We start from the raw sequence: 20,698 nt of genomic DNA, 5'->3' as shown, positions 1-20,698 counted from the left end.
GGTCAGCCCTGCTCGGGCCGCTCCCCGCCGTCCGCGTCGCCGTTATCCTCCGTCTCGCCGGACTCCTCCAGCACGTCGGTGAACTCCACACCGTCCAGCTCCGCCAGCCGGTCCGAGGCGTCCGTGGTACCGCCCTGGTCGGCCTCCAGCGCCTTGGCGAACCAGTCACGGGCCTCGCCCTCACGCCCGACCTCCAGCAGCGCATCGGCGTACGCGTACCGCAGTCGCGCCGTCCACGGGTGCACGGCCGTCGAGGCCAGCTCCGGGCTCTGCAGCGTCACCACCGCCGCGTCCGCCTGCCCCATGTCCCGACGGGCACCCGCCGCGACCAGCCGCATCTCGACCTGCCCGGCCCGGTCCAGCTTCTGTACCTCGGGCTCACCGGCCATCGCCAGCGCCTTCTCCGGCCGGCCCAGCCCGCGCTCGCAGTCCGCCATCACCGGCCACAGCTCCACGCTGCCGGTCATCCGCCGCGCCGCCCGGAACTCCGCCAGCGCCTCGCTGTACTTGCCGACCGCGTACGCCGCGAAGCCCGCGGCCTCCCGCACCGCCGCGACCCGCGACGCCAGCCGCAGCGCCACCCGCGAGTACCCGTACGCCTGCTCCGGGTCCTCGTCCAGCAGCCGCGCGACCATCACCAGGTTCCTGGCGACGTCCCCGGCCAGCGTCTTCGGCAGGCTCATCAGCTCCTGCCGGACGTCCTTGTCGATCTCCTCACCGGTGACGTCGTCCGGAATCGGCAGCCGCTTGATCGGCTCCCGGTCCCGGTCCCGCCGCTCGTCCCGACGGTCGTCCCGGCCGCGCCCGCCGCCGTACGGCCGGCGCCCACCGCGCTCATCGTCCCGCCGGAACCCACCACGGTCGTCCCGCCGCGGCCCCCGGTCATCCCGCCGGAATCCACCACGCCCGCCACGCTCGTCATCCCGCCGGAACCCACCACGGTCATCGCGCCGCTCGTCCCGACGGTCGTCACGCCGCTCGTCCCGACGGAACCCGCCACGGTCGCCGCCGTGCCCCCGCTCGTCCCGCCGGAACCCACCACGGTCGCCACCGGACGGACGGTCGTCGCGCCGGAAGCCCCCACGGTCGCCACCCGACGGACGGTCATCCCGAGGGAACCCACCACGGTCGCCACCCGACGGACGGTCATCCCGACGGAACCCACCACGGTCGCCACCCGACGGACGGTCATCCCGACGGAACCCACCACGGTCGCCACCCGACGGACGGTCGTCCCGACGGAAGCCCCCACGGTCGCCACCGGACGGACGGTCGTCACGCCGGAACCCACCACGGTCGCCACCCGACGGACGGTCATCCCGACGGAAGCCACCGCGGTCGCGGTCGCCACCCCGGTCGCCCCGGGAGAATCGCTCGTCCCGGTCCCGCGAGAACCGGTCGTCCCGACGGTCGTCCCGCCGCTCGTCACGGCGGAAGCCCCCACGGTCGTCCCGGCGGAACCCACCGCGCTCGCCGCCGCCCGACCGCTCATCGCGCCGGAACCCGCCACGGTCGCCGCCGTGCCCACGCTCGTCCCGACGGAACCCGCCACGGTCATCCCGCCGCTGGTCATCCCGTCGCTCGTCCCGACGGAAGCCCCCACGGTCGCCACCCGACGGACGGTCGTCCCGACGGGAGCCCCCACGGTCGCCACCGGACGGACGGTCATCGCGCCGGAACCCGCCACGGTCGTCCCGCCGCGGCCCCCGCTCGTCACGCCGGAAGCCACCGCGCTCGCCGCGGTCACCACCCCGGCTGTCCCGGCTGTCCCGGCTGTCCCGGGCGTCGCGGCTGTCACGCCGCGGCCCCCGGTCGTCACGCCGGAAACCACCGCGGTCACCGTCGTCACGCCGCTGCGGCCGGCGCTCCGAACGATCGTCGGAAGAGTTGGTGGACATCGACGTGACTCCTGTCTTCGGTACTGCATTCATTCTCACGCACCGACCACTTCGGCGCGCTTCGGAAAAAACAAAAGGACCCTTGGTCCCAGCATGCACGCTGGGACCAAGGGTCCTTGAAAGATTGTTCGGCGGCGTCCTACTCTCCCACAGGGTCCCCCCTGCAGTACCATCGGCGCTGAAAGGCTTAGCTTCCGGGTTCGGAATGTAACCGGGCGTTTCCCTAACGCTATGACCACCGAAACCCTATCGGGTTCGAGCGAACAAGCACACTCTTCAGTTAATTAAAGTGAAACTTGGTTCAACCGGTGCGACTGTTCGCAACCCGGGAACCACACAGTGGACGCGAGCAACTGAGGACAAGCCCTCGGCCTATTAGTACCAGTCAACTCCACCGGTTACCCGGCTTCCATATCTGGCCTATCAACCCAGTCGTCTACTGGGAGCCTTACCCTCTCAAGGAGGTGGGAGCCCTCATCTCGAAGCAGGCTTCCCGCTTAGATGCTTTCAGCGGTTATCCTTTCCGAACGTAGCCAACCAGCCATGCCCTTGGCAGGACAACTGGCACACCAGAGGTTCGTCCGTCCCGGTCCTCTCGTACTAGGGACAGCCCTTCTCAAGACTCCTACGCGCACAGCGGATAGGGACCGAACTGTCTCACGACGTTCTAAACCCAGCTCGCGTACCGCTTTAATGGGCGAACAGCCCAACCCTTGGGACCGACTCCAGCCCCAGGATGCGACGAGCCGACATCGAGGTGCCAAACCATCCCGTCGATATGGACTCTTGGGGAAGATCAGCCTGTTATCCCCGGGGTACCTTTTATCCGTTGAGCGACGGCGCTTCCACAAGCCACCGCCGGATCACTAGTCCCTACTTTCGTACCTGCTCGACCCGTCAGTCTCACAGTCAAGCTCCCTTGTGCACTTACACTCAACACCTGATTGCCAACCAGGCTGAGGGAACCTTTGGGCGCCTCCGTTACCCTTTAGGAGGCAACCGCCCCAGTTAAACTACCCACCAGACACTGTCCCTGATCCGGATCACGGACCCAGGTTAGACATCCAGCACGACCAGAGTGGTATTTCAACAATGACTCCACACCAACTGGCGTTGATGCTTCAAAGTCTCCCACCTATCCTACACAAGCCGAACCGAACACCAATATCAAGCTATAGTAAAGGTCCCGGGGTCTTTCCGTCCTGCTGCGCGAAACGAGCATCTTTACTCGTAATGCAATTTCACCGGGCCTATGGTTGAGACAGTCGAGAAGTCGTTACGCCATTCGTGCAGGTCGGAACTTACCCGACAAGGAATTTCGCTACCTTAGGATGGTTATAGTTACCACCGCCGTTTACTGGCGCTTAAGTTCTCAGCTTCGCCATGACGAATCATGACTAACCGGTCCCCTTAACGTTCCAGCACCGGGCAGGCGTCAGTCCGTATACATCGCCTTACGGCTTCGCACGGACCTGTGTTTTTAGTAAACAGTCGCTTCTCGCTGGTCTCTGCGGCCACCACCAGCTCAGGAAGAAAATTCCATCACCAGCAATGGCCCCCCTTCTCCCGAAGTTACGGGGGCATTTTGCCGAGTTCCTTAACCATAGTTCACCCGAACGCCTCGGTATTCTCTACCTGACCACCTGAGTCGGTTTAGGGTACGGGCCGCCATGAAACTCGCTAGAGGCTTTTCTCGACAGCATAGGATCATCCACTTCACCACAATCGGCTCGGCATCAGGTCTCAGCCTTAACGTGTGACGGATTTGCCTACCACACGGCCTACACCCTTACCCCGGGACAACCACCGCCCGGGCTGGACTACCTTCCTGCGTCACCCCATCACTCACCTACTACAAGTCTGGTTCGTCGGCTCCACCACTCCCCTACGCTCCGAAGAGCTCAGGGCGGCTTCACGGACTTAGCATCGCCTGATTCAATGTTTGGCGCTTCAAAGCGGGTACCGGAATATCAACCGGTTGTCCATCGACTACGCCTGTCGGCCTCGCCTTAGGTCCCGACTTACCCTGGGCAGATCAGCTTGACCCAGGAACCCTTAGTCAATCGGCGCACACGTTTCCCACGTGTGTATCGCTACTCATGCCTGCATTCTCACTCGTGAACCGTCCACAACTCGTTTCCACGGCTGCTTCACCCGGCACACGACGCTCCCCTACCCATCACGATCCCCGTTAGGAGTAATATCGCAATGACATGACTTCGGCGGTGTGCTTGAGCCCCGCTACATTGTCGGCGCGGAATCACTTGACCAGTGAGCTATTACGCACTCTTTCAAGGGTGGCTGCTTCTAAGCCAACCTCCTGGTTGTCTCTGCGACTCCACATCCTTTCCCACTTAGCACACGCTTAGGGGCCTTAGTCGATGCTCTGGGCTGTTTCCCTCTCGACCATGGAGCTTATCCCCCACAGTCTCACTGCCGCGCTCTCACTTACCGGCATTCGGAGTTTGGCTAAGGTCAGTAACCCGGTAGGGCCCATCGCCTATCCAGTGCTCTACCTCCGGCAAGAAACACACGACGCTGCACCTAAATGCATTTCGGGGAGAACCAGCTATCACGGAGTTTGATTGGCCTTTCACCCCTAACCACAGGTCATCCCCCAGGTTTTCAACCCTGGTGGGTTCGGTCCTCCACGAAGTCTTACCTCCGCTTCAACCTGCCCATGGCTAGATCACTCCGCTTCGGGTCTTGGGCACGCTACTCAACGCCCTATTCGGACTCGCTTTCGCTACGGCTTCCCCACACGGGTTAACCTCGCAACATACCGCAAACTCGCAGGCTCATTCTTCAAAAGGCACGCAGTCACGAGAACAAGGCAAGCCTTGTTCCGACGCTCCCACGGCTTGTAGGCACACGGTTTCAGGTACTATTTCACTCCGCTCCCGCGGTACTTTTCACCATTCCCTCACGGTACTATCCGCTATCGGTCACCAGGGAATATTTAGGCTTAACGGGTGGTCCCGCCAGATTCACACGGGATTTCTCGGGCCCCGTGCTACTTGGGTGTCTCTTAAACGAGCCGTTGACGTTTCAGCTACGGGGGTCTTACCCTCTACGCCGGACCTTTCGCATGTCCTTCGCCTACATCAACGGTTTCTGACTCGTCCCACAGCCGGCAGACTGCAGAAAAGAGATCCCACAACCCCAACCACGCAACCCCTGCCGGGTATCACACGTGACTGGTTTGGCCTCATCCAGTTTCGCTCGCCACTACTCCCGGAATCACGGTTGTTTTCTCTTCCTGCGGGTACTGAGATGTTTCACTTCCCCGCGTTCCCTCCACACTGCCTATGTGTTCAGCAGCGGGTGACAGCCCATGACGACTGCCGGGTTTCCCCATTCGGACACCCCCGGATCAAAGCTCGGTTGACAGCTCCCCGGGGCCTATCGCGGCCTCCCACGTCCTTCATCGGTTCCTGGTGCCAAGGCATCCACCGTGCGCCCTTAAAAACTTGGCCACAGATGCTCGCGTCCACTGTGCAGTTCTCAAGCAACGACCAGCCACCCACCACCCCAACCCGAAGGCTGAGTTCACTGGGGCCGGCATCGCGAAGGTCCAGACTCACAGTCCGTACCCTCAGATACCCAACAGCGTGCCCGACACCCTTGACCAACGAACCGCGTTCCACGCCGAAGCAGTACTAACGCTCGTCTCTCAAGTGTGCCGAGTAGTCAACGTTCCACCCATGAGCTAACCACCGCAGGACATTCGCCTGCGTTATGGCTCTGGACAACCTTGCGGCTGCCTAGATGCTCCTTAGAAAGGAGGTGATCCAGCCGCACCTTCCGGTACGGCTACCTTGTTACGACTTCGTCCCAATCGCCAGTCCCACCTTCGACGATTCCCTCCCACAAGGGGTTGGGCCACCGGCTTCGGGTGTTACCGACTTTCGTGACGTGACGGGCGGTGTGTACAAGGCCCGGGAACGTATTCACCGCAGCAATGCTGATCTGCGATTACTAGCAACTCCGACTTCATGGGGTCGAGTTGCAGACCCCAATCCGAACTGAGACCGGCTTTTTGAGATTCGCTCCACCTCGCGGTATCGCAGCTCATTGTACCGGCCATTGTAGCACGTGTGCAGCCCAAGACATAAGGGGCATGATGACTTGACGTCGTCCCCACCTTCCTCCGAGTTGACCCCGGCAGTCTCCTGTGAGTCCCCATCACCCCGAAAGGCATGCTGGCAACACAGAACAAGGGTTGCGCTCGTTGCGGGACTTAACCCAACATCTCACGACACGAGCTGACGACAGCCATGCACCACCTGTACACCGACCACAAGGGGGACCCTGTCTCCAGGGTTTTCCGGTGTATGTCAAGCCTTGGTAAGGTTCTTCGCGTTGCGTCGAATTAAGCCACATGCTCCGCTGCTTGTGCGGGCCCCCGTCAATTCCTTTGAGTTTTAGCCTTGCGGCCGTACTCCCCAGGCGGGGAACTTAATGCGTTAGCTGCGGCACGGACGACGTGGAATGTCGCCCACACCTAGTTCCCAACGTTTACGGCGTGGACTACCAGGGTATCTAATCCTGTTCGCTCCCCACGCTTTCGCTCCTCAGCGTCAGTATCGGCCCAGAGATCCGCCTTCGCCACCGGTGTTCCTCCTGATATCTGCGCATTTCACCGCTACACCAGGAATTCCGATCTCCCCTACCGAACTCTAGCCTGCCCGTATCGAATGCAGACCCGGGGTTAAGCCCCGGGCTTTCACATCCGACGCGACAAGCCGCCTACGAGCTCTTTACGCCCAATAATTCCGGACAACGCTTGCGCCCTACGTATTACCGCGGCTGCTGGCACGTAGTTAGCCGGCGCTTCTTCTGCAGGTACCGTCACTTTCGCTTCTTCCCTGCTGAAAGAGGTTTACAACCCGAAGGCCGTCATCCCTCACGCGGCGTCGCTGCATCAGGCTTTCGCCCATTGTGCAATATTCCCCACTGCTGCCTCCCGTAGGAGTCTGGGCCGTGTCTCAGTCCCAGTGTGGCCGGTCGCCCTCTCAGGCCGGCTACCCGTCGTCGCCTTGGTAGGCCATCACCCCACCAACAAGCTGATAGGCCGCGGGCTCATCCTTCACCGCCGGAGCTTTCCACACGGAGGTCATGCGACCCCGTGTCGTATCCGGTATTAGACCCCGTTTCCAGGGCTTGTCCCAGAGTGAAGGGCAGATTGCCCACGTGTTACTCACCCGTTCGCCACTAATCCCCTCCCGAAGGAGGTTCATCGTTCGACTTGCATGTGTTAAGCACGCCGCCAGCGTTCGTCCTGAGCCAGGATCAAACTCTCCGTGAATGCTTCCGGGTACTCCCGGTGAACACTCGCGTTGAGCGGAACCAGAGGGAGGAATAATCCCTCGGTTCACAGCGTCCTCGCTGTGTTTTTCTTCAAAGGAACCTCGTCACCAGACCATCCGGTCCGGTAGACGGGGTATCAACATATCTGGCGTTGACTTTTGGCACGCTGTTGAGTTCTCAAGGAACGGACGCTTCCTTTGTGCCTGTTTCACCAGGCTCTCCGGGCGCTTCCCTTCGGTCTTGCGTTTCCGACTCTATCAGATCCTCGCGGTCCTGATTTTCGCCGGTGCGTTTCGGCCTTTCGGCTTCTTCGCGGTTCCGACTTTATCAGATCCGGTTTCTTTCGATTCCAGCTTCCGATTTCGTCGGAGTGCTTCGGGGTGCCTTTGCGGCGGCCCCTCGGCGTGTCACCACTTTAGCGAATTTCCTTGGCGACTCATAATCGAGTCGCCCGGATCGATTTTCGGCAACGCGAAAGTCGATCCCGTCAGGGAATCGTGCGGAAGTAGTTGGTTTGTGCCACCTGGCGGAGGGCGCAGAAAGCGCTGTCCGTCTCCAGCGGCTCGGGCTACGTTAGGCGGTGAGGCAAGCAGAGTCAAGTAGCCGAGGTGGCGCGGCGGCGGGGCACGTGACGGCGGTAGGGACTGACCGTCGGGTCGCCGTCGATCCAGTAGCGCCAGGGGTGGTGGGCGCCGTCTCCGCCCACACCGGTGCGCGGGCCGTTGCACACCCGGTCGGGGGCGGGCGGGGTGCCGTGGAGCAGGGACAAGGGGGCGTCGCCGCCGCGGCAGAGGTCGGTGCCGTCGAGGGTGCGGTCGATGTCGAGGGCGGTGGCCAGGCGGGCCGGGCCCTTGGCCAGTTCGTGCGCGCTGCGGGCCTTGGGGCGGCGGGCGGCCGCCAGGTGCGCGCCGCTGAGGATCTCGCCGGCGCGCAGCAGGACACCGCTCGCCCGGCCCTCGGGGCCGCAGACCGCGTTGAGGCTGAACCACATGCCGTAGATGAAGTAGACGTACGCATGGCCGGGCGGGCCGAACATCGCGGCGTTGCGTTCGGTGCGGCCGCGGTAGGCGTGGGAGCCCGGGTCGCCCTCGCCGTCGTACGCCTCCACCTCGGTCAGCCGGAGCTCGATCGGGCCGTCGGGGGTGTGGCGCAGGAGGGTGCGGCCCAGCAGGTCGGGGGCCACCTCCACGACGGGGCGGTCGAAGAAGTCGCGGTTGAGCGGCATTCGTTCCGGTACGTCGGTCATGCGGATCGAGGGTAGTGGAACCGGCAGGGGTGCCGGCTGGCCAGGTGGGCGGCGGGGTTGGGAAGGTGTGGGCCGTGGAACCGGCCCGTGCCGGTTCGCGTTCGTAGGTAGCGACCCGCGGGTCGTAATGGAGCACAGGCGCTGTGCCTGGGGAGGACGAGCATGGGATTCAAGAAGCTGCTGGCGAGCCTGGGGGCCGGGGGTGCGTCGGTGGAGACGGTGCTCTTCGAGGAGAACGTCGTCCCGGGCGGTGTGGTGCAGGGCGAGGTGCGGATCCAGGGCGGGTCGGTGGCCCAGGAGATCCAGGGGCTGTCGGTCGGTCTGCAGGCGCGGGTCGAGGTCGAGAGCGGCGACGAGGAGTACAAGAGGAACATCCAGTTCACGAAGGTGCAGCTGGGCGGGGCCTTCGAGGTGCAGGCGGGGGCGGCGCACACCGTGCCGTTCGGGCTGGAGATCCCGTGGGAGACGCCGATCACCACGTTCCTGGGCACGCATCTGCGCGGGATGAGCGTCGGGGTGACGACGGAGCTGGCGATCGCGCGGGCGGTGGACTCCGGTGATCTGGACCCGGTCAACGTGCATCCGGTGCCGGCTCAGCAGGCGATCCTGGACGCGTTCGGGCGGCTGGGGTTCCGTTTCAAGGCGGCGGATCTTGAGCAGGGGCACATCCGGGGCACGCGGCAGCAGTTGCCCTTTTACCAGGAGATCGAGTTCTACGCGCCGCAGCAGTACCGGGGGCTGAACCAGGTCGAGCTGTCCTTCGTGGCGGACGACCGGGAGATGGACGTCGTGCTGGAGATGGACAAGAAGCCGGGGCTGTTCTCCGAGGGGTCGGACACCTACCGGTCGTTCACGGTGGGGCTGCACGACTTCGAGGGGACCGACTGGGCGGCTTATCTCCACCAGTGGCTGGCGGAGGTCGGCGGTAAGCGGAACTGGCTCTAACCTGGCCCGACAGAGTGTCAGCGAGCGACCAGGAGGTTCATGTGTCCGAGCTGAAGCGGCGGCCGCTTCCGCACGATTTCCATCCGCCGGTACCGGAGTTCACCGTGGTGAGCGACGAGGTGGAGCCGGGCGGGACGCTGCGGCCGGAGCAGGTCCACTCGGGCGGGAACCGCTCGCCGCACCTGCGGTGGGAAGGGGCCCCCTCGGGGACCAAGAGCTACGCCGTCACCTGCTACGACCCGGACGCGCCGACGGGCAGCGGTTTCTGGCACTGGGTGCTGTTCGACATCCCGGCGTCGGTGACGGAGCTGCCGTCCGGTGCCGGCTCGGGGGACATGAAGGGGCTGCCCGAGGGCGTCGTGCACGCGCGTAACGACTACGGGACGCGGGACTTCGGCGGGGCTGCCCCGCCGCCCGGGGACGGCCCGCACCGCTACGTGTTCACGGTCTACGCGGTGGACCAGGAGAAGCTCGGGCCCGATGCGGACGCCTCGCCCGCGGTGGTGGGTTTCAACCTGCGGTTCCACGCGATCGGGCGGGCCCAGCTGATCGGCGAGTACGAGGTGCCGGCGCAGGGCTGAGCGCCGTAATTCCGTTGCGCCCCGGCGCTTCCGGCACGCAGAGTGGTACCTGTGCCGCCGCCCCTCATCAGGGCGTCGGGCAGTCGGTACCGCAGTGGCGGGAGCGGCGGGGCGCAGGTGTGTCGCCAGCCTCCCCCAAGCTCTTAAGGAGCAGGGGGACCCCCATCCGGAGCCCGGCCTCGTGCCGGGCGTCCGCGCCGGCTGCCGTTCGCTCCGGGTCCCGCGTGTTTCACGGGGGCGGGACCCGGAGCGCACTCTTTTCGGCCGGTCGCGGCCCGTGCGGTCCTCAGGTGTGCGCCATCGCCGGAGCACCCGGTCTTCATCTCGTGCTCGTCCGCCATTTCCCTTGTGGCATGCGGAAATTGCGTTGTTCGGGGAATACCTGCCGCTGCACAGTGGAGCAACTTCGCCGCGGGGGCGGAGCGGGTCCGGGAGGTGGACGGGATGCGCGAGACGCTGGTGCTGAATGCGAGCTTCGAGCCGCTGGCGACGGTGTCGCTGCGGCGTGCGGTGGTGCTGGTCATGCAGGACAAGGCGGTCGTCGAGCACGCCCACCCCGGGATGCGCGTGCGGGCCGCCTCGGTGGACGTACCGGTGCCGCAGGTGATCAGGCTGAGCAGATACGTACGGGTGCCGTTCCGAAGACGGGCGCCGTGGTCGCGGCGCGGGGTGCTGGTGCGTGACCAGCACCGGTGCGCGTACTGCGGGCGGCGGGCGACGACCGTGGACCACGTCGTGCCGCGGTCGCACGGTGGCGGGGACACCTGGCTGAATACCGTCGCCTCGTGCGCGGAGGACAATCACCGCAAAGCGGACCGTACGCCCGAGCAGGCCGGAATGCAGCTGCTGCGGCGGCCGTTCGAGCCGACGCCGGCGGATGCGCTGCTGTCGACGCTGGGGGTGTCGGTGCGGGACGGTCTGCCGGAGTGGCTGGCGCTGCCGGCGTAGTTCCGTTCGACCCGTCGGCCGTCGCCCAACTCCCGCTACCTGAGCAGGAGATGGGCGATGGCCGCCAGGCCGACCAGGACGATGACGGCGCGCAGGACGGTCGGCGGCAGCCGGCGGCCGATCTTGGCGCCGAGCAGGCCGCCGAGGGCGGAGCCGACGGCGATCAGGGCGACCGCGGTCCAGTCGAAGTGGGCGACGAAGAGGAAGAAGACCGCCGCGACGCCATTGACGCCGCCGACGAGGACGTTCTTGAGGGCGTTGAGGCGCTGGAGGTCCTCGTCGAGCAGCAGGCCCATGAGGGAGACGTAGAGCACGCCCTGGGCCGCGCCGAAGTAGCCGCCGTAGACGCTGGCGAGCAGCAGTCCGAGGAGCAGGACCGGGCCGCCGTCGGGGTGGGCGGCGGTGCCGTTGCGCGCCCGGCGGGCGCGGAGGCGGGCCGAGAGCCAGGGCTGGGCGACGACGAGGACGAGCGCGACCGCGATCAGCGCGGGAACGACCATGGCGAACGCCTCGGGCGGCAGCGCCAGCAACAGGATCGCGCCGCCGAGGCCGCCGAGGAGGGCGGCCAGTCCGAAGCGGAGCAGGCGGCGGCGCTGGCCGGCGAGTTCGCGGCGGTAGCCGAAGGCACCGCTGAGCGAGCCGGGCACCAGTCCCAGGGTGTTGGAGACGTTGGCCGTGACGGGCGGCAGTCCGAGGGCGAGCAGCACCGGGAAGGTGATCAGGGTCCCGGACCCGACGATGGCGTTGATCGTGCCGGCGCCGACTCCGGCGGCGAGGACGGCGGCGGCTTCCCAGAAGGTCATGCTGGCTCCCCCCGTGCATGCTCGGTGTGGTCCTGCCCGATCATGCACCAGGGGTGCGGGCGGCGGCGGAGCCGGGCTCAGTCGTCGAGCGGGGGCGTCTCGTGCTTCCGGGTGCTGGGCTTGGGGATGGAGCCACCGCCGGTCGGCGGGGTGAAGTTACCGATGGCGCCGCCGAGGCCCTTGAGGGCGTCGCCGATCTCGCTGGGCACGATCCAGAGCTTGTTGGCGTCGCCCTCGGCGATCTTCGGGAGCATCTGGAGGTACTGGTACGACAGCAGCTTCTGGTCCGGGTCGCCGGCGTGGATGGACTCGAAGACCACCCGGATGGCCTGGGCTTCGCCCTCGGCGCGGAGCGCGGCGGCCTTGGCCTCACCTTCGGCGCGCAGGATCGAGGACTGCTTCTCACCTTCGGCGGTGAGGATCTGGGACTGCCGGACACCCTCGGCCTGGAGGATCGCGGCGCGCTTGTCACGGTCGGCGCGCATCTGCTTCTCCATCGAGTCCTGGATGGAGGTCGGCGGCTCGATGGCCTTCAGCTCGACGCGGTTGACGCGGATGCCCCACTTGCCGGTGGCCTCGTCGAGGACGCCGCGCAGGGCCGCGTTGATCTCCTCGCGGGAGGTCAGGGTCCGTTCCAGGTCCATGCCGCCGATGATGTTGCGCAGGGTGGTGACGGTGAGCTGCTCGATGGCCTGGATGTAGCTGGCGACCTCGTAGGTGGCCGCGCGGGCGTCCGTCACCTGGTAGTAGATGACGGTGTCGATGTTCACGACGAGGTTGTCCTGGGTGATCACCGGCTGCGGCGGGAACGGCACGACCTGCTCGCGGAGGTCGATGCGGTTGCGGATCGAGTCGATGAACGGGACGACGATGTTCAGGCCGGCGTTGAGGGTGCGGGTGTAGCGGCCGAAGCGTTCGACGATGGCGGCGCTGGCCTGGGGGATGACCTGGATCGTTTTGATGAGTGCGATGAACACGAGCACCACCAGGATGATCAGGACGATGATGACGGCACTCACAGCGGCTCCCGTGCCCCTTCGTTGCTGGTCCGTGCCGGCCGGCGACCGGCTTGCCGTTGATCAGTCTTTCAGAGACGTGGTTCGTCGCGCAGCGTGTTCGGGTCAGATGACGACGGCGGTGGCGCCGTCGATCTCGACGACGTCGACCTGCTGGCCCGGCTCGTACACCCGGTCGCCGTCGAGGGCGCGGGCGGACCAGATCTCGCCGGCGAGCTTGATGCGGCCGCCGACGCCCCCGTCGACCCGCTCCAGGACCGTGGCGCTCTTCCCCCTGAGGGCGTCGATCCCGGACAGGTGCTGGGGACCCTGGACGCGGCTGCGGTTGGCGAGGGGGCGTACGACGGCGATCAGCGCGACGGAGACCGCGGCGAACACGAGGAATTGCGCGACCGTGCCGCCACCGAGCGCTGCGGTGACGGCACCGGCGGCGGCACCGACCGCGAGCATCCCGAATTCGGGCATCGCGGTCACGACGAGCGGAATACCCAGTCCTACGGCGGCGATCAGCCACCACACCCATGGATCCACGGGCTCATGGTAGATCCGTACGGCGGCCCGGGGACAGGGCGCGATCGGTCAGCGGCGGCCGGGCGGACGGGCGTTCAGGCCAGCGGCAGGCCCTGGGCGGTGAAGCGGTCGCCGACCCGCTCGACGACCAGGGGCACGCCGAAGCAGTGGGAGAGGTTCCGGGAGGTGAGCTCCAGCTCCAGCGGGCCGGCGGCCAGCACCTTGCCCTGGCGGATCATCAGGACGTGGGTGAAGCCGGGGGCGATCTCCTCGACGTGATGGGTGACCATCAGCATCGACGGCGCGTACGGGTCGCGGGCGAGGCGGCCGAGGCGGCGGACCAGGTCCTCGCGGCCGCCGAGGTCGAGGCCGGCGGCCGGCTCGTCGAGCAGCAGCAGCTCGGGGTCGGTCATCATCGCGCGGGCGATCAGGGTGCGCTTGCGCTCGCCCTCGGAGAGGGTGCCGAACTTCCGGTCGAGGTAGTCGTTCATCCCGAGGCGGTCGAGGAACGCACGGGCGCGCTGCTCGTCGACGTCCTCGTAGTCCTCCTGCCAGTGGGCGGTCATGCCGTACGCCGCGGTCAGCACGGTCTGCAGCACGGTCTGGCTGCGCGGCAGCTTGTCGGCGAGCGCGATGCCGGCGATGCCGATGCGCGGGCGGAGGTCGAAGACGTCGACCTTGCCGAGCTGCTCGCCGAGGATGGAGGCGGTGCCCTGGGTCGGGAAGAGGTAGCTGGAGGCGACGTTCAGCAGGGTGGTCTTGCCGGCGCCGTTGGGGCCGAGGATCACCCAGCGCTCCCCCTCCTTGACCGACCAGGAGACCTGGTCCACCAGAGCCCGTCCTTCGCGGACCACGGATACGTCCACCAGCTCCAGCACATCGCTCATGAGCGCGTTGTCTCCCATTGCATCTCGGTCGTCGCGTGCACCTGTAGGCGCAGCCCCCCTGCAAACCTACGCCACTCGTTGTCAGTGCCGTTCCCTAGGCTGGGGGCCATGCTCAAGGAACCTCGTTCAGGACGGCTGGCGGCATGGGGAAATGCCCTTTTGGCCGGGCTTGTCTCACCTGATGAAGCGGTGCACCGTATCGCGGAGGACGACGCGGTGCACCGCGTGGCCGGTCTGCCCGGGGAGGAGACGCCGGTCGGGCTGACGCTCGCGCTGGGGCGGCTGCGGGCGCTCGGCGCGGTCGGGCTGCGGGTGGCGCTGCCGGTGCCCGGCCATCCGCTGGGGCTGTGCGGGCCGCCGGAATTCAACGCCCGCGCGCTGGAGGCCGAGGAGGCGGTGATCGTCACCGGCGCCGGGCTGGGCCTGGTCCCGGAGACGTACGAGGCCGGGCCGGAGGGCGGAGCGGCGCCCGATGTGCACGTCGAGGTGGTCTGGCGGTGCCTGCCGGTGCGGGAGGCACCGCCGGCGGACGTGCCGTCGCTGGGCGAGGCGGAGCGGGAGCTGGCGGAGGCGCTGCGGGACGCGACCGAGGTGCTCTCGAAGCTGGACGTGGCCGGGGCGGGTCCGGTGGCGCAGGCGGCGCTGGCGGCGTACCGGGCGCGGGCGGAGGCGGGCCGTCAGGTGCTCGCCCCGGGGTATCCGCCGCGGGCGGTGCGCGTGTTGGAGCTGGCGCAGCGGGTCGGGGCGCTGATCGACATCGCGCGCGAGGCCGGCGGGGACGGCGCGGAGCACGGCGCGGCGGTGAGCGCGTCGGAGATGGCGGCGCGCGCGGAGGCGCTGCGTCCGGTGGAGCGTACGGCCCGCCGGGCGCAGGTCGCGGCGTACAACTCCGCCGTGGAGGAGCGGGAGCGGCGCGGCGGCTGAGGAGGGGTGGAAAGGGGCGGGCCCCGCCGGACCATTGTGTGGTCGACGACGGGGCCGTTGCCGAGATGGGCCGAACAGCCCTGGGCAGGGTGAGCTGTTCACCCCAGATCGGACAACCTCAGCTGTTCGAGCTCTCGTTGTCGAACGTGGGGTTGAGCACGCCGACGACGTTGGCGCTGTTGCCGGTGGCGTTCACCGGGACGTGCACGGGCACCTGGACGAGGTTGCCCGAGCCGATGCCCGGGGAGTTCGTCGCCTTGCCGTCGGCCTGGGCGCCGCTGGTGGCGAAGGCGGAGCCGGCCGCGGCGGTCAGGGCGAAGCCGGTGGCCGCGAGGACGAGCGCGGCCTTCTTGGCGGTGTTCATGGTGAGGTGAGTTCCTTGCGTGGTGGCGCGGGACCGCAATGACGGTTGCGGCTTCGGGCGGCTCAGAAGTTGGTGCTGTGGTTGCCGAAGGCGGGGTTGAGCACACCGACGACGTTGACGCTGTTGCCGGTGACGTTCACCGGCACGGTCACGGGCGCCTGGACGAGGTTGCCGGAGAGGACGCCGGGCGAGGTCGTGGTGGCGCCGGCGGCCTGCGGGCAGTCGGTGGCGAAGGCGGAACCGGCGGCCGCACCCAGGCCGAGGGCGGTACCGGCGACGACGAGGGCGGCCTTCTTGGCGGTGTTCATGAAATCTGGTCCTTGCGTGGTGGGAAGCGATCGGAAGAAGAAAGAAAAAGCGGGGTGGTGACGGCTTCCGCGCGGCCGACGGGGGCCGGCGCGGCGGCGGTCAGACGTTCTCGCAGACGTTCCCGAAGGTCGGGTTGAGGATGCCGACGACGGAGACGCTGTTGCCGCAGGCGTTCACGGGGATGTGCACCGGGGCCTGGACGAGGTTGCCGGAGACGACGCCCGGGGAGTTCTTGGCCCCGCCGTTGGCGTCCGCGCCGCCCTGCGCGAACGCGGAACCGGCGGCCGCACCCAGGCCGAGGGCGGTGGTGGCGAGGACGAGGGCGGCCTTCTTGGCGGTGTTCATGCGGGGGATTCCTCCGGTGAGGGGGGCACAGAGCCGGTGAACAGCACTGATGGGGATGACGGGGTGGGGAGGGGGACCGGCCGCGCGCTCACGGCGGTGAGGGGGCCGGTCCGGTGCGGGCCCGCGCGGACGGGATCGTCACACGGGCCGCGCGCAAGGGCCTTGCTGCCCTCAGAAGTTGACGCAGGGGTTGCCGAAGTTGGGGTTGAGCAGACCGACGACCGAGATGGTGTTGCCGCAGACGTTCACCGGGACCTTCACCGGGGCCTGCACGAGGTTGCCCGAGCCGATGCCCGGGGACTGCACCGCGGCGCCCTGCGCCTGCGGGGTGTGGGCGGAGGCGATGCCGGCGCCCGCGAGGGCGAGACCGCTCGCCATCATCGTGACGGCCGCTACCCGCTTGATGTTCTTCACTTCTCTGCTCCTCATTGCCAGTGCCGTGACCAGCCGTCACGGCTGCTCTGGACAACGGCCCGGCACGAGGAGGGATACGCCGAACGGGCTACGGCTACACGACAGTATGAATCTCGGACCGGCGGGCGACGTTCGGGTTGACGCATTGTCGTACCGAAGGGCCGTCCGACCCCGGGCCGGCGCCGCCGCCGGCCCGGTCGTGGCGGCTTACGCGCCTGGTCAGGCCCCGATTCCGTGCCGTACGGCCCACAGCGCCGCCTGGGTCCGGTCGGCGAGGTCGAGCTTCATGAGGATGTTGGAGACATGGGTCTTGACGGTCTTCTCGGAGAGCACCAGGGCGCGGGCGATCTCGCGGTTGGAGCGGCCGTCCGCGATCAGGGCGAGGACCTCGCTCTCGCGGTCGGTGAGCGAGGTCCCGCGTCCCTGGCCGCCGTTGCCGTCCTCCTGGGAGAGCAGCGCGCCGGCGACCTCGGGCTGCAGCAGGACGTGGCCGGCGTGCACGGAGCGGATGGCGGCAGCCAGCGCCTCGGGGTCGATGTCCTTGTAGACGTAGCCGGTCGCTCCGGCGCGCAGGGCCGGGACGACGGTGCGCTGTTCGGTGAAGCTGGTGACGACCAGCACCCGGGCGGGGTTGTCCAGTTCGCGGAGCTTGCGGAGGGCCTCGATGCCGTCCATGCCGGGCATCTTGACGTCCATCAGGACGACGTCCGGGCGGAGTTGTTCGGCGGCGGCGATGCCCTCGGCCCCGTCGGCGGCCTCCCCCACCACCTCGATGTCGTCCTGGACCTCCAGGAACGTGCGCAGACCGCGGCGGACGACCTGGTGGTCGTCGACGAGCAGGACGTGGATCGGTCGGGTGTCAGCCACCGGGCACCTCCATCTCGACAGCGGTGCCCTTGCCGGGCTCCGACTGCACGGTGAGCGTTCCGCCGACGCCGCCGGCGCGGTCGTGCATCGAGACCAGGCCGAGGTGACGGCCGGCCCGGCGGACCGTGCCGGGGTCGAAGCCGCAGCCGTCGTCGGCGATCCGCAGCAGTGCGCCCTGGCCGGCGCGGGAGAGGGTGACCTCGACGTGCTCGGCGCCGGAGTGCCGCAGGGCGTTGTGGAGTGCCTCCTGGGCGACCCGGAGCATGGCCTCCTCCTGGGCGGCGGGCAGCGCGCGGACGCCGTGGGCGGCGAAGGTGACGTGGGCGGAGTGGGCGCGGTCGAGGACCTGGGCCTGTGAGCGCAGGGTGGCGACCAGGCCGTCCTCGTCCAGGGCGGCGGGCCGCAACTCCACGACGGCGGCGCGGAGTTCGTCGGCGGCCTCGGCAGCGAGCGCGGCGACCTGGTGGAGTTCGTCCTTGGCGCGGACCGGGTCGCGGTCGACGAGGGCGGTGGCGGCCTGGGCGGTGAGCCGGAGCGAGAACAGCTTCTGGGACACCGCGTCGTGCAGTTCGTGGGCGAGCCGGGCCCGCTCCCCCACGATGGTCAGCTCGCGGCTGCGTTCGTAGAGGCGGGCGTTGGTCAGGGCGATGGCGGCGTGCTGGCCGAGTATGCCGAGGAGGTGCTCGTCGTCCTCGGTGAAGCCGCATCCATCCCGGCGGGAAAGAGGGGGCTTGGGGCAGCGCTTGTTGGCCAGGAAGAGGGCGCCGAGGATCTCGTCCCCGTCGGCGACCGGCAGACCGAGGAAGTCCCGCATGTCCGGGTGGGCCGAGGGCCAGCCGCCGAAGCGGGGGTCCTGGCGGACGTCGGCGAGCCGTTCGGGGGTGGCGTTGTGCAGCATCGCGGCGAGGATGCCGTGCTGGCGGGGCAGCGGGCCGATGGCCTTCCACTGCTCGGCGCTGACGCCGTCGACGACGAACTGGGCGAAGCCGCCGTGATCGTCGGGCACCCCCAGGGCCGCGTACTCGGCGTCCAGCAGTTCGCGGGCCGAGGCCACGATCGTCTTGAGGACGTCGCGCACCTCAAGATGCCTGCTCATGGCCAGGATCGCGGTGCTCACCGCGGGGATCCCGGCTCCCGGTCCGTTGGTCATGGCTTCACCGTACCGGCGGGTCGGGCGGGCCGTATCGGTCCTGCGGCGTCCGGCGGCCGGGACCACGGTCCTAGGCCGAACGCCCTGGCCGGGGCCGGTCCGCCGGCCGACGCCCGGCGGGTGGCGGCGTTCCTACGGTGAGGGCGCGGGCCGGGGTGACCGGTCCGGGCGGAAGGGGAGGTGATCATGCCGGTGGCGATCATCACGGGGGCGTCGAAGGGGCTGGGCCGGGCGCTCGCCGGAGCGCTGGCCGTACGGGGCTGGGATCTGGTGGTGGACGCGCGGTCCGCCGGCCCGCTCAAGGAGGCGGCGCGGGCGCTGGCCGGGGCGGGGACCCGGGTGGTGGCGCTGCCGGGGGACGTGGCGGACGCCGGGCACCGGGCGGCGCTGGTGGCCGCGGCCGGGGAGCTGGGCGGACTGGATCTGCTGGTGAACAACGCGAGCGCACTGGGGGCGGAGCCGCTGGTGCGGCTGGCGGACCTGCCGCTGGAGGGGCTGCGGCGGGCGCTGGAGGTGAACGTGGTGGCGCCGCTGGGGATTGTTCAGGAGGCTTTGCCGCTTTTGCGACAGTCCTCCTATTGGGAATCGTATGGGTCTGATTCCCCTTATGAGATGGGTGCCCCTTATATAGGGGAAGCGGAAGGTAGAGATATGTCCGATTCGCCCTATTATGGCGCCTCGGATGTGCGGGCGGAAAGGCGGCCGGGCGGGGCGGTCCTCGGCATCAGCTCGGACGCGGCCGTCGAGGCGTACCCGACGTGGGGCGGCTACGGAGCGGCCAAGGCGGCGCTGGACCAGCAGTCGGCGGTGCTCGCGGTGGAGGAGCCGGGGCTGCGGGTGTGGTGGGTCGATCCGGGCGACATGGGGACCGATCTGTACGCGGCCGCGGTCCCGGACGACGACGCGGACCGGCCGCTGCCGGAGACGGTCGTACCGGCGCTGCTGCGGCTGCTGGACGACGCGGCCCCCAGCGGCCGGTACACGGCGGCGGAGCTGCTGGCCGCGACCGGCAGTACGCCCGGCGGGGCGGGCTCCCGGTGACCGCCCAGGCGCTGCGGGTCCCGGAGGAGCTGGCGGCGCGGGTGCCGGCCGAGCAGCGCGGCCCGGGCCTCGGCCGGGACGACGTACGGCTGCTGGTGAGCCGGGGGACGCGGGAGCCCGCCCATCATGTCTTCCGGGAGCTGCCGGAGCTGCTCGGGGCCGGGGACGTGCTGGTGGTGAACACCTCACGGACGCTGCCGGCGGCGGTGGACGGCCGGACCGGGGACGGCCGGGGGCGCGGCGAGCCGGTGGTGGTGCACTTCTCGACCCGGGCCGACCGGTGGCATCCGGCGGGCCGGGCGGTGGCCGGCTGCTGGGCGGTGGAGCTGCGGAGCCCGGACGGCCGGGGCAGCACCGTGCCGCGGGCCGGTGGTCCGGCCGGCGCGGTGGTGCGACTGCCCGGCGGCGCCCGGCTGACCCTGAAGGCGCCGGTGGACCCGGGAGGCGTACGGCTGTGGTGGGCGCGGCCGTCCGGGCTGTCGGTGCCGGAGCTGCTGCGGCGGTACGGGCGGCCGATCCGGTACGGCTACACCGACCGGGACCAGCCGCCGGCCGCGTACCGGACGGTGTTCGCGGTGGACTCCCCCGGCGCCGGAAGTGCGGAGATGCCGAGCGCGGCCCGGCCGTTCACCGCGGAGCTGGTGGCGCGGCTGGTGAGCCGGGGGGTGCAGTTCGCGCCGATCTCGCTGCACACGGGGGTGGCGTCGGCGGAGGCGTTCGAGCCGCCGTACCCGGAGCGCTTCGTGGTGCCGGCGACGACGGCGTGGCTGGTGAACGCGGCCCGGGCCCGCCGCAGGGCCGCGCCGAGGGCCGCCGGGGGCCGGATCGTCGCGGTGGGCACGACGGCCGTACGGGCGCTGGAGTCGGCGGCCGGTCCGGACGGGCGGGTGCGGGCCGCGGCCGGGTGGACGGACCTGGTGGTGACGCCGGAGCGCGGGGTGCGGGCGGTGGACGGGCTGCTCACCGGGCTGCACGAGCCGACCGCCTCCCATCTGCTGATGCTTCGGGCGGTGGCGTCGGCGACCGCGGACCGGGCCGCGCTGGAGCGCGCGTACGAGGCGGCGGTGGAGCGGCGCTACCTGTGGCACGAATTCGGCGATCTGCATCTGCTGCTGCCGGGCTGAGTCCGAGACTCGGTGC

18 protein-coding genes, 3 rRNA genes and 1 pseudogene are annotated in these 20,698 nt (G+C 68.5%); 6 read left to right on the top strand and 16 right to left on the bottom strand.

Going from position 1 to position 20,698, the window contains the following annotated elements:
* Window positions 1-2: 2 nt before the first annotated feature.
* From OJ254_RS19115 to OJ254_RS19090, 6 genes and pseudogenes are all read right to left on the bottom strand, one after another.
* On the bottom strand, window positions 3-743 hold the full coding sequence (locus OJ254_RS19115) for a tetratricopeptide repeat protein (protein WP_265365228.1): 741 nt from the start codon (window positions 741-743) through the stop codon (window positions 3-5).
* Window positions 744-782: 39 nt separating this feature from the next.
* Window positions 783-1,898 (bottom strand): annotated as a pseudogene (locus OJ254_RS19110) (hypothetical protein); the annotation flags it as partial.
* Between the two features lie 126 nt (window positions 1,899-2,024).
* A 5S ribosomal RNA gene (rrf, locus tag OJ254_RS19105) occupies window positions 2,025-2,141 on the bottom strand.
* 112 nt (window positions 2,142-2,253) lie between these two features.
* A 23S ribosomal RNA gene (locus OJ254_RS19100) occupies window positions 2,254-5,374 on the bottom strand.
* A 303-nt stretch (window positions 5,375-5,677) separates the two neighbouring features.
* A 16S ribosomal RNA gene (locus OJ254_RS19095) occupies window positions 5,678-7,206 on the bottom strand.
* The 16S, 23S and 5S rRNA genes sit together here, the layout of an rRNA operon.
* Window positions 7,207-7,803: 597 nt before the next feature.
* Entirely contained in the window at window positions 7,804-8,454 is a 651-nt protein-coding gene (locus OJ254_RS19090) for a DNA-3-methyladenine glycosylase (RefSeq protein ID WP_265363291.1), read from the bottom strand.
* A 162-nt stretch (window positions 8,455-8,616) separates the two neighbouring features.
* Here OJ254_RS19090 and OJ254_RS19085 point away from each other — a divergent pair, with 162 nt between their 5' ends.
* The 3 genes from OJ254_RS19085 to OJ254_RS19075 all read left to right on the top strand — a co-directional run bounded on the left by OJ254_RS19085 (window position 8,617) and on the right by OJ254_RS19075 (window position 10,928).
* Window positions 8,617-9,399, top strand: coding sequence for a sporulation protein (locus tag OJ254_RS19085; RefSeq protein WP_030799426.1), 783 nt, complete (start codon window positions 8,617-8,619; stop codon window positions 9,397-9,399).
* Window positions 9,400-9,440: 41 nt separating this feature from the next.
* Entirely contained in the window at window positions 9,441-9,980 is a 540-nt protein-coding gene (locus tag OJ254_RS19080; RefSeq protein WP_261952248.1) for a YbhB/YbcL family Raf kinase inhibitor-like protein, read from the top strand.
* 444 nt (window positions 9,981-10,424) lie between these two features.
* Window positions 10,425-10,928, top strand: a complete 504-nt coding sequence (locus tag OJ254_RS19075; RefSeq protein ID WP_030799422.1) for an HNH endonuclease — start codon at window positions 10,425-10,427, stop codon at window positions 10,926-10,928.
* Between the two features lie 35 nt (window positions 10,929-10,963).
* Here OJ254_RS19075 and OJ254_RS19070 read toward each other — a convergent pair whose 3' ends face one another.
* The 4 genes from OJ254_RS19070 to OJ254_RS19055 all read right to left on the bottom strand — a co-directional run bounded on the left by OJ254_RS19070 (window position 10,964) and on the right by OJ254_RS19055 (window position 14,144).
* A complete protein-coding gene (locus OJ254_RS19070) occupies window positions 10,964-11,731 on the bottom strand; it encodes a sulfite exporter TauE/SafE family protein (protein WP_265363290.1) in 768 nt (255 codons plus the stop codon).
* Window positions 11,732-11,808: 77 nt separating this feature from the next.
* Window positions 11,809-12,750, bottom strand: coding sequence for an SPFH domain-containing protein (locus tag OJ254_RS19065; protein ID WP_265363289.1), 942 nt, complete (start codon window positions 12,748-12,750; stop codon window positions 11,809-11,811).
* A gap of 102 nt (window positions 12,751-12,852) precedes the next feature.
* Window positions 12,853-13,266, bottom strand: a complete 414-nt coding sequence (locus tag OJ254_RS19060; protein WP_265365227.1) for an NfeD family protein — start codon at window positions 13,264-13,266, stop codon at window positions 12,853-12,855.
* A gap of 86 nt (window positions 13,267-13,352) precedes the next feature.
* Complete coding sequence (locus tag OJ254_RS19055; protein ID WP_261952244.1) at window positions 13,353-14,144, bottom strand: ABC transporter ATP-binding protein; 792 nt, start codon at window positions 14,142-14,144, stop codon at window positions 13,353-13,355.
* A gap of 108 nt (window positions 14,145-14,252) precedes the next feature.
* Here OJ254_RS19055 and OJ254_RS19050 point away from each other — a divergent pair, with 108 nt between their 5' ends.
* Entirely contained in the window at window positions 14,253-15,068 is an 816-nt protein-coding gene (locus OJ254_RS19050) for a hypothetical protein (protein WP_265363288.1), read from the top strand.
* A gap of 118 nt (window positions 15,069-15,186) precedes the next feature.
* On the opposite strand, the gene OJ254_RS19045 is transcribed toward OJ254_RS19050, so the two are convergent.
* From OJ254_RS19045 to OJ254_RS19020, 6 genes are all read right to left on the bottom strand, one after another.
* A complete protein-coding gene (locus tag OJ254_RS19045) occupies window positions 15,187-15,432 on the bottom strand; it encodes a chaplin (protein WP_265363287.1) in 246 nt (81 codons plus the stop codon).
* A gap of 62 nt (window positions 15,433-15,494) precedes the next feature.
* Window positions 15,495-15,740 (bottom strand): chaplin, encoded by a 246-nt coding sequence (locus OJ254_RS19040; RefSeq protein WP_265363286.1) that lies wholly within the window; start codon window positions 15,738-15,740, stop codon window positions 15,495-15,497.
* Between the two features lie 100 nt (window positions 15,741-15,840).
* On the bottom strand, window positions 15,841-16,086 hold the full coding sequence (locus tag OJ254_RS19035; RefSeq protein WP_265363285.1) for a chaplin: 246 nt from the start codon (window positions 16,084-16,086) through the stop codon (window positions 15,841-15,843).
* Between the two features lie 171 nt (window positions 16,087-16,257).
* Window positions 16,258-16,500, bottom strand: a complete 243-nt coding sequence (locus OJ254_RS19030; protein WP_279351163.1) for a chaplin — start codon at window positions 16,498-16,500, stop codon at window positions 16,258-16,260.
* Window positions 16,501-16,719: 219 nt separating this feature from the next.
* The gene (locus OJ254_RS19025; RefSeq protein WP_279351161.1) at window positions 16,720-17,367 is read right to left on the bottom strand and encodes a response regulator; all 648 of its coding nucleotides are present in this window, start codon (window positions 17,365-17,367) and stop codon (window positions 16,720-16,722) included.
* A complete protein-coding gene (locus tag OJ254_RS19020; protein ID WP_265363284.1) occupies window positions 17,360-18,517 on the bottom strand; it encodes a GAF domain-containing sensor histidine kinase in 1,158 nt (385 codons plus the stop codon). Before OJ254_RS19020 ends, OJ254_RS19025 begins: the two co-directional genes overlap by 8 nt.
* A 186-nt stretch (window positions 18,518-18,703) precedes the next feature.
* Here OJ254_RS19020 and OJ254_RS19015 point away from each other — a divergent pair, with 186 nt between their 5' ends.
* Window positions 18,704-19,558, top strand: coding sequence for an SDR family NAD(P)-dependent oxidoreductase (locus OJ254_RS19015; protein ID WP_265363283.1), 855 nt, complete (start codon window positions 18,704-18,706; stop codon window positions 19,556-19,558).
* Window positions 19,555-20,682: an S-adenosylmethionine:tRNA ribosyltransferase-isomerase gene (locus OJ254_RS19010; RefSeq protein WP_265363282.1), complete on the top strand. Its 1,128-nt coding sequence runs from the start codon at window positions 19,555-19,557 to the stop codon at window positions 20,680-20,682. The genes OJ254_RS19015 and OJ254_RS19010 overlap by 4 nt, the downstream gene beginning before the upstream one ends.
* Window positions 20,683-20,698: the final 16 nt, after the last annotated feature.

Origin of the sequence: Streptomyces endophytica, from assembly GCF_026153355.1 — a bacterium.
Classification (GTDB): Bacteria; Actinomycetota; Actinomycetes; order Streptomycetales; family Streptomycetaceae; genus Streptomyces; species Streptomyces endophytica.
Note: the sequence above shows the minus strand (reverse complement) of the source record. Positions and strands in the feature narration are given on the sequence as shown.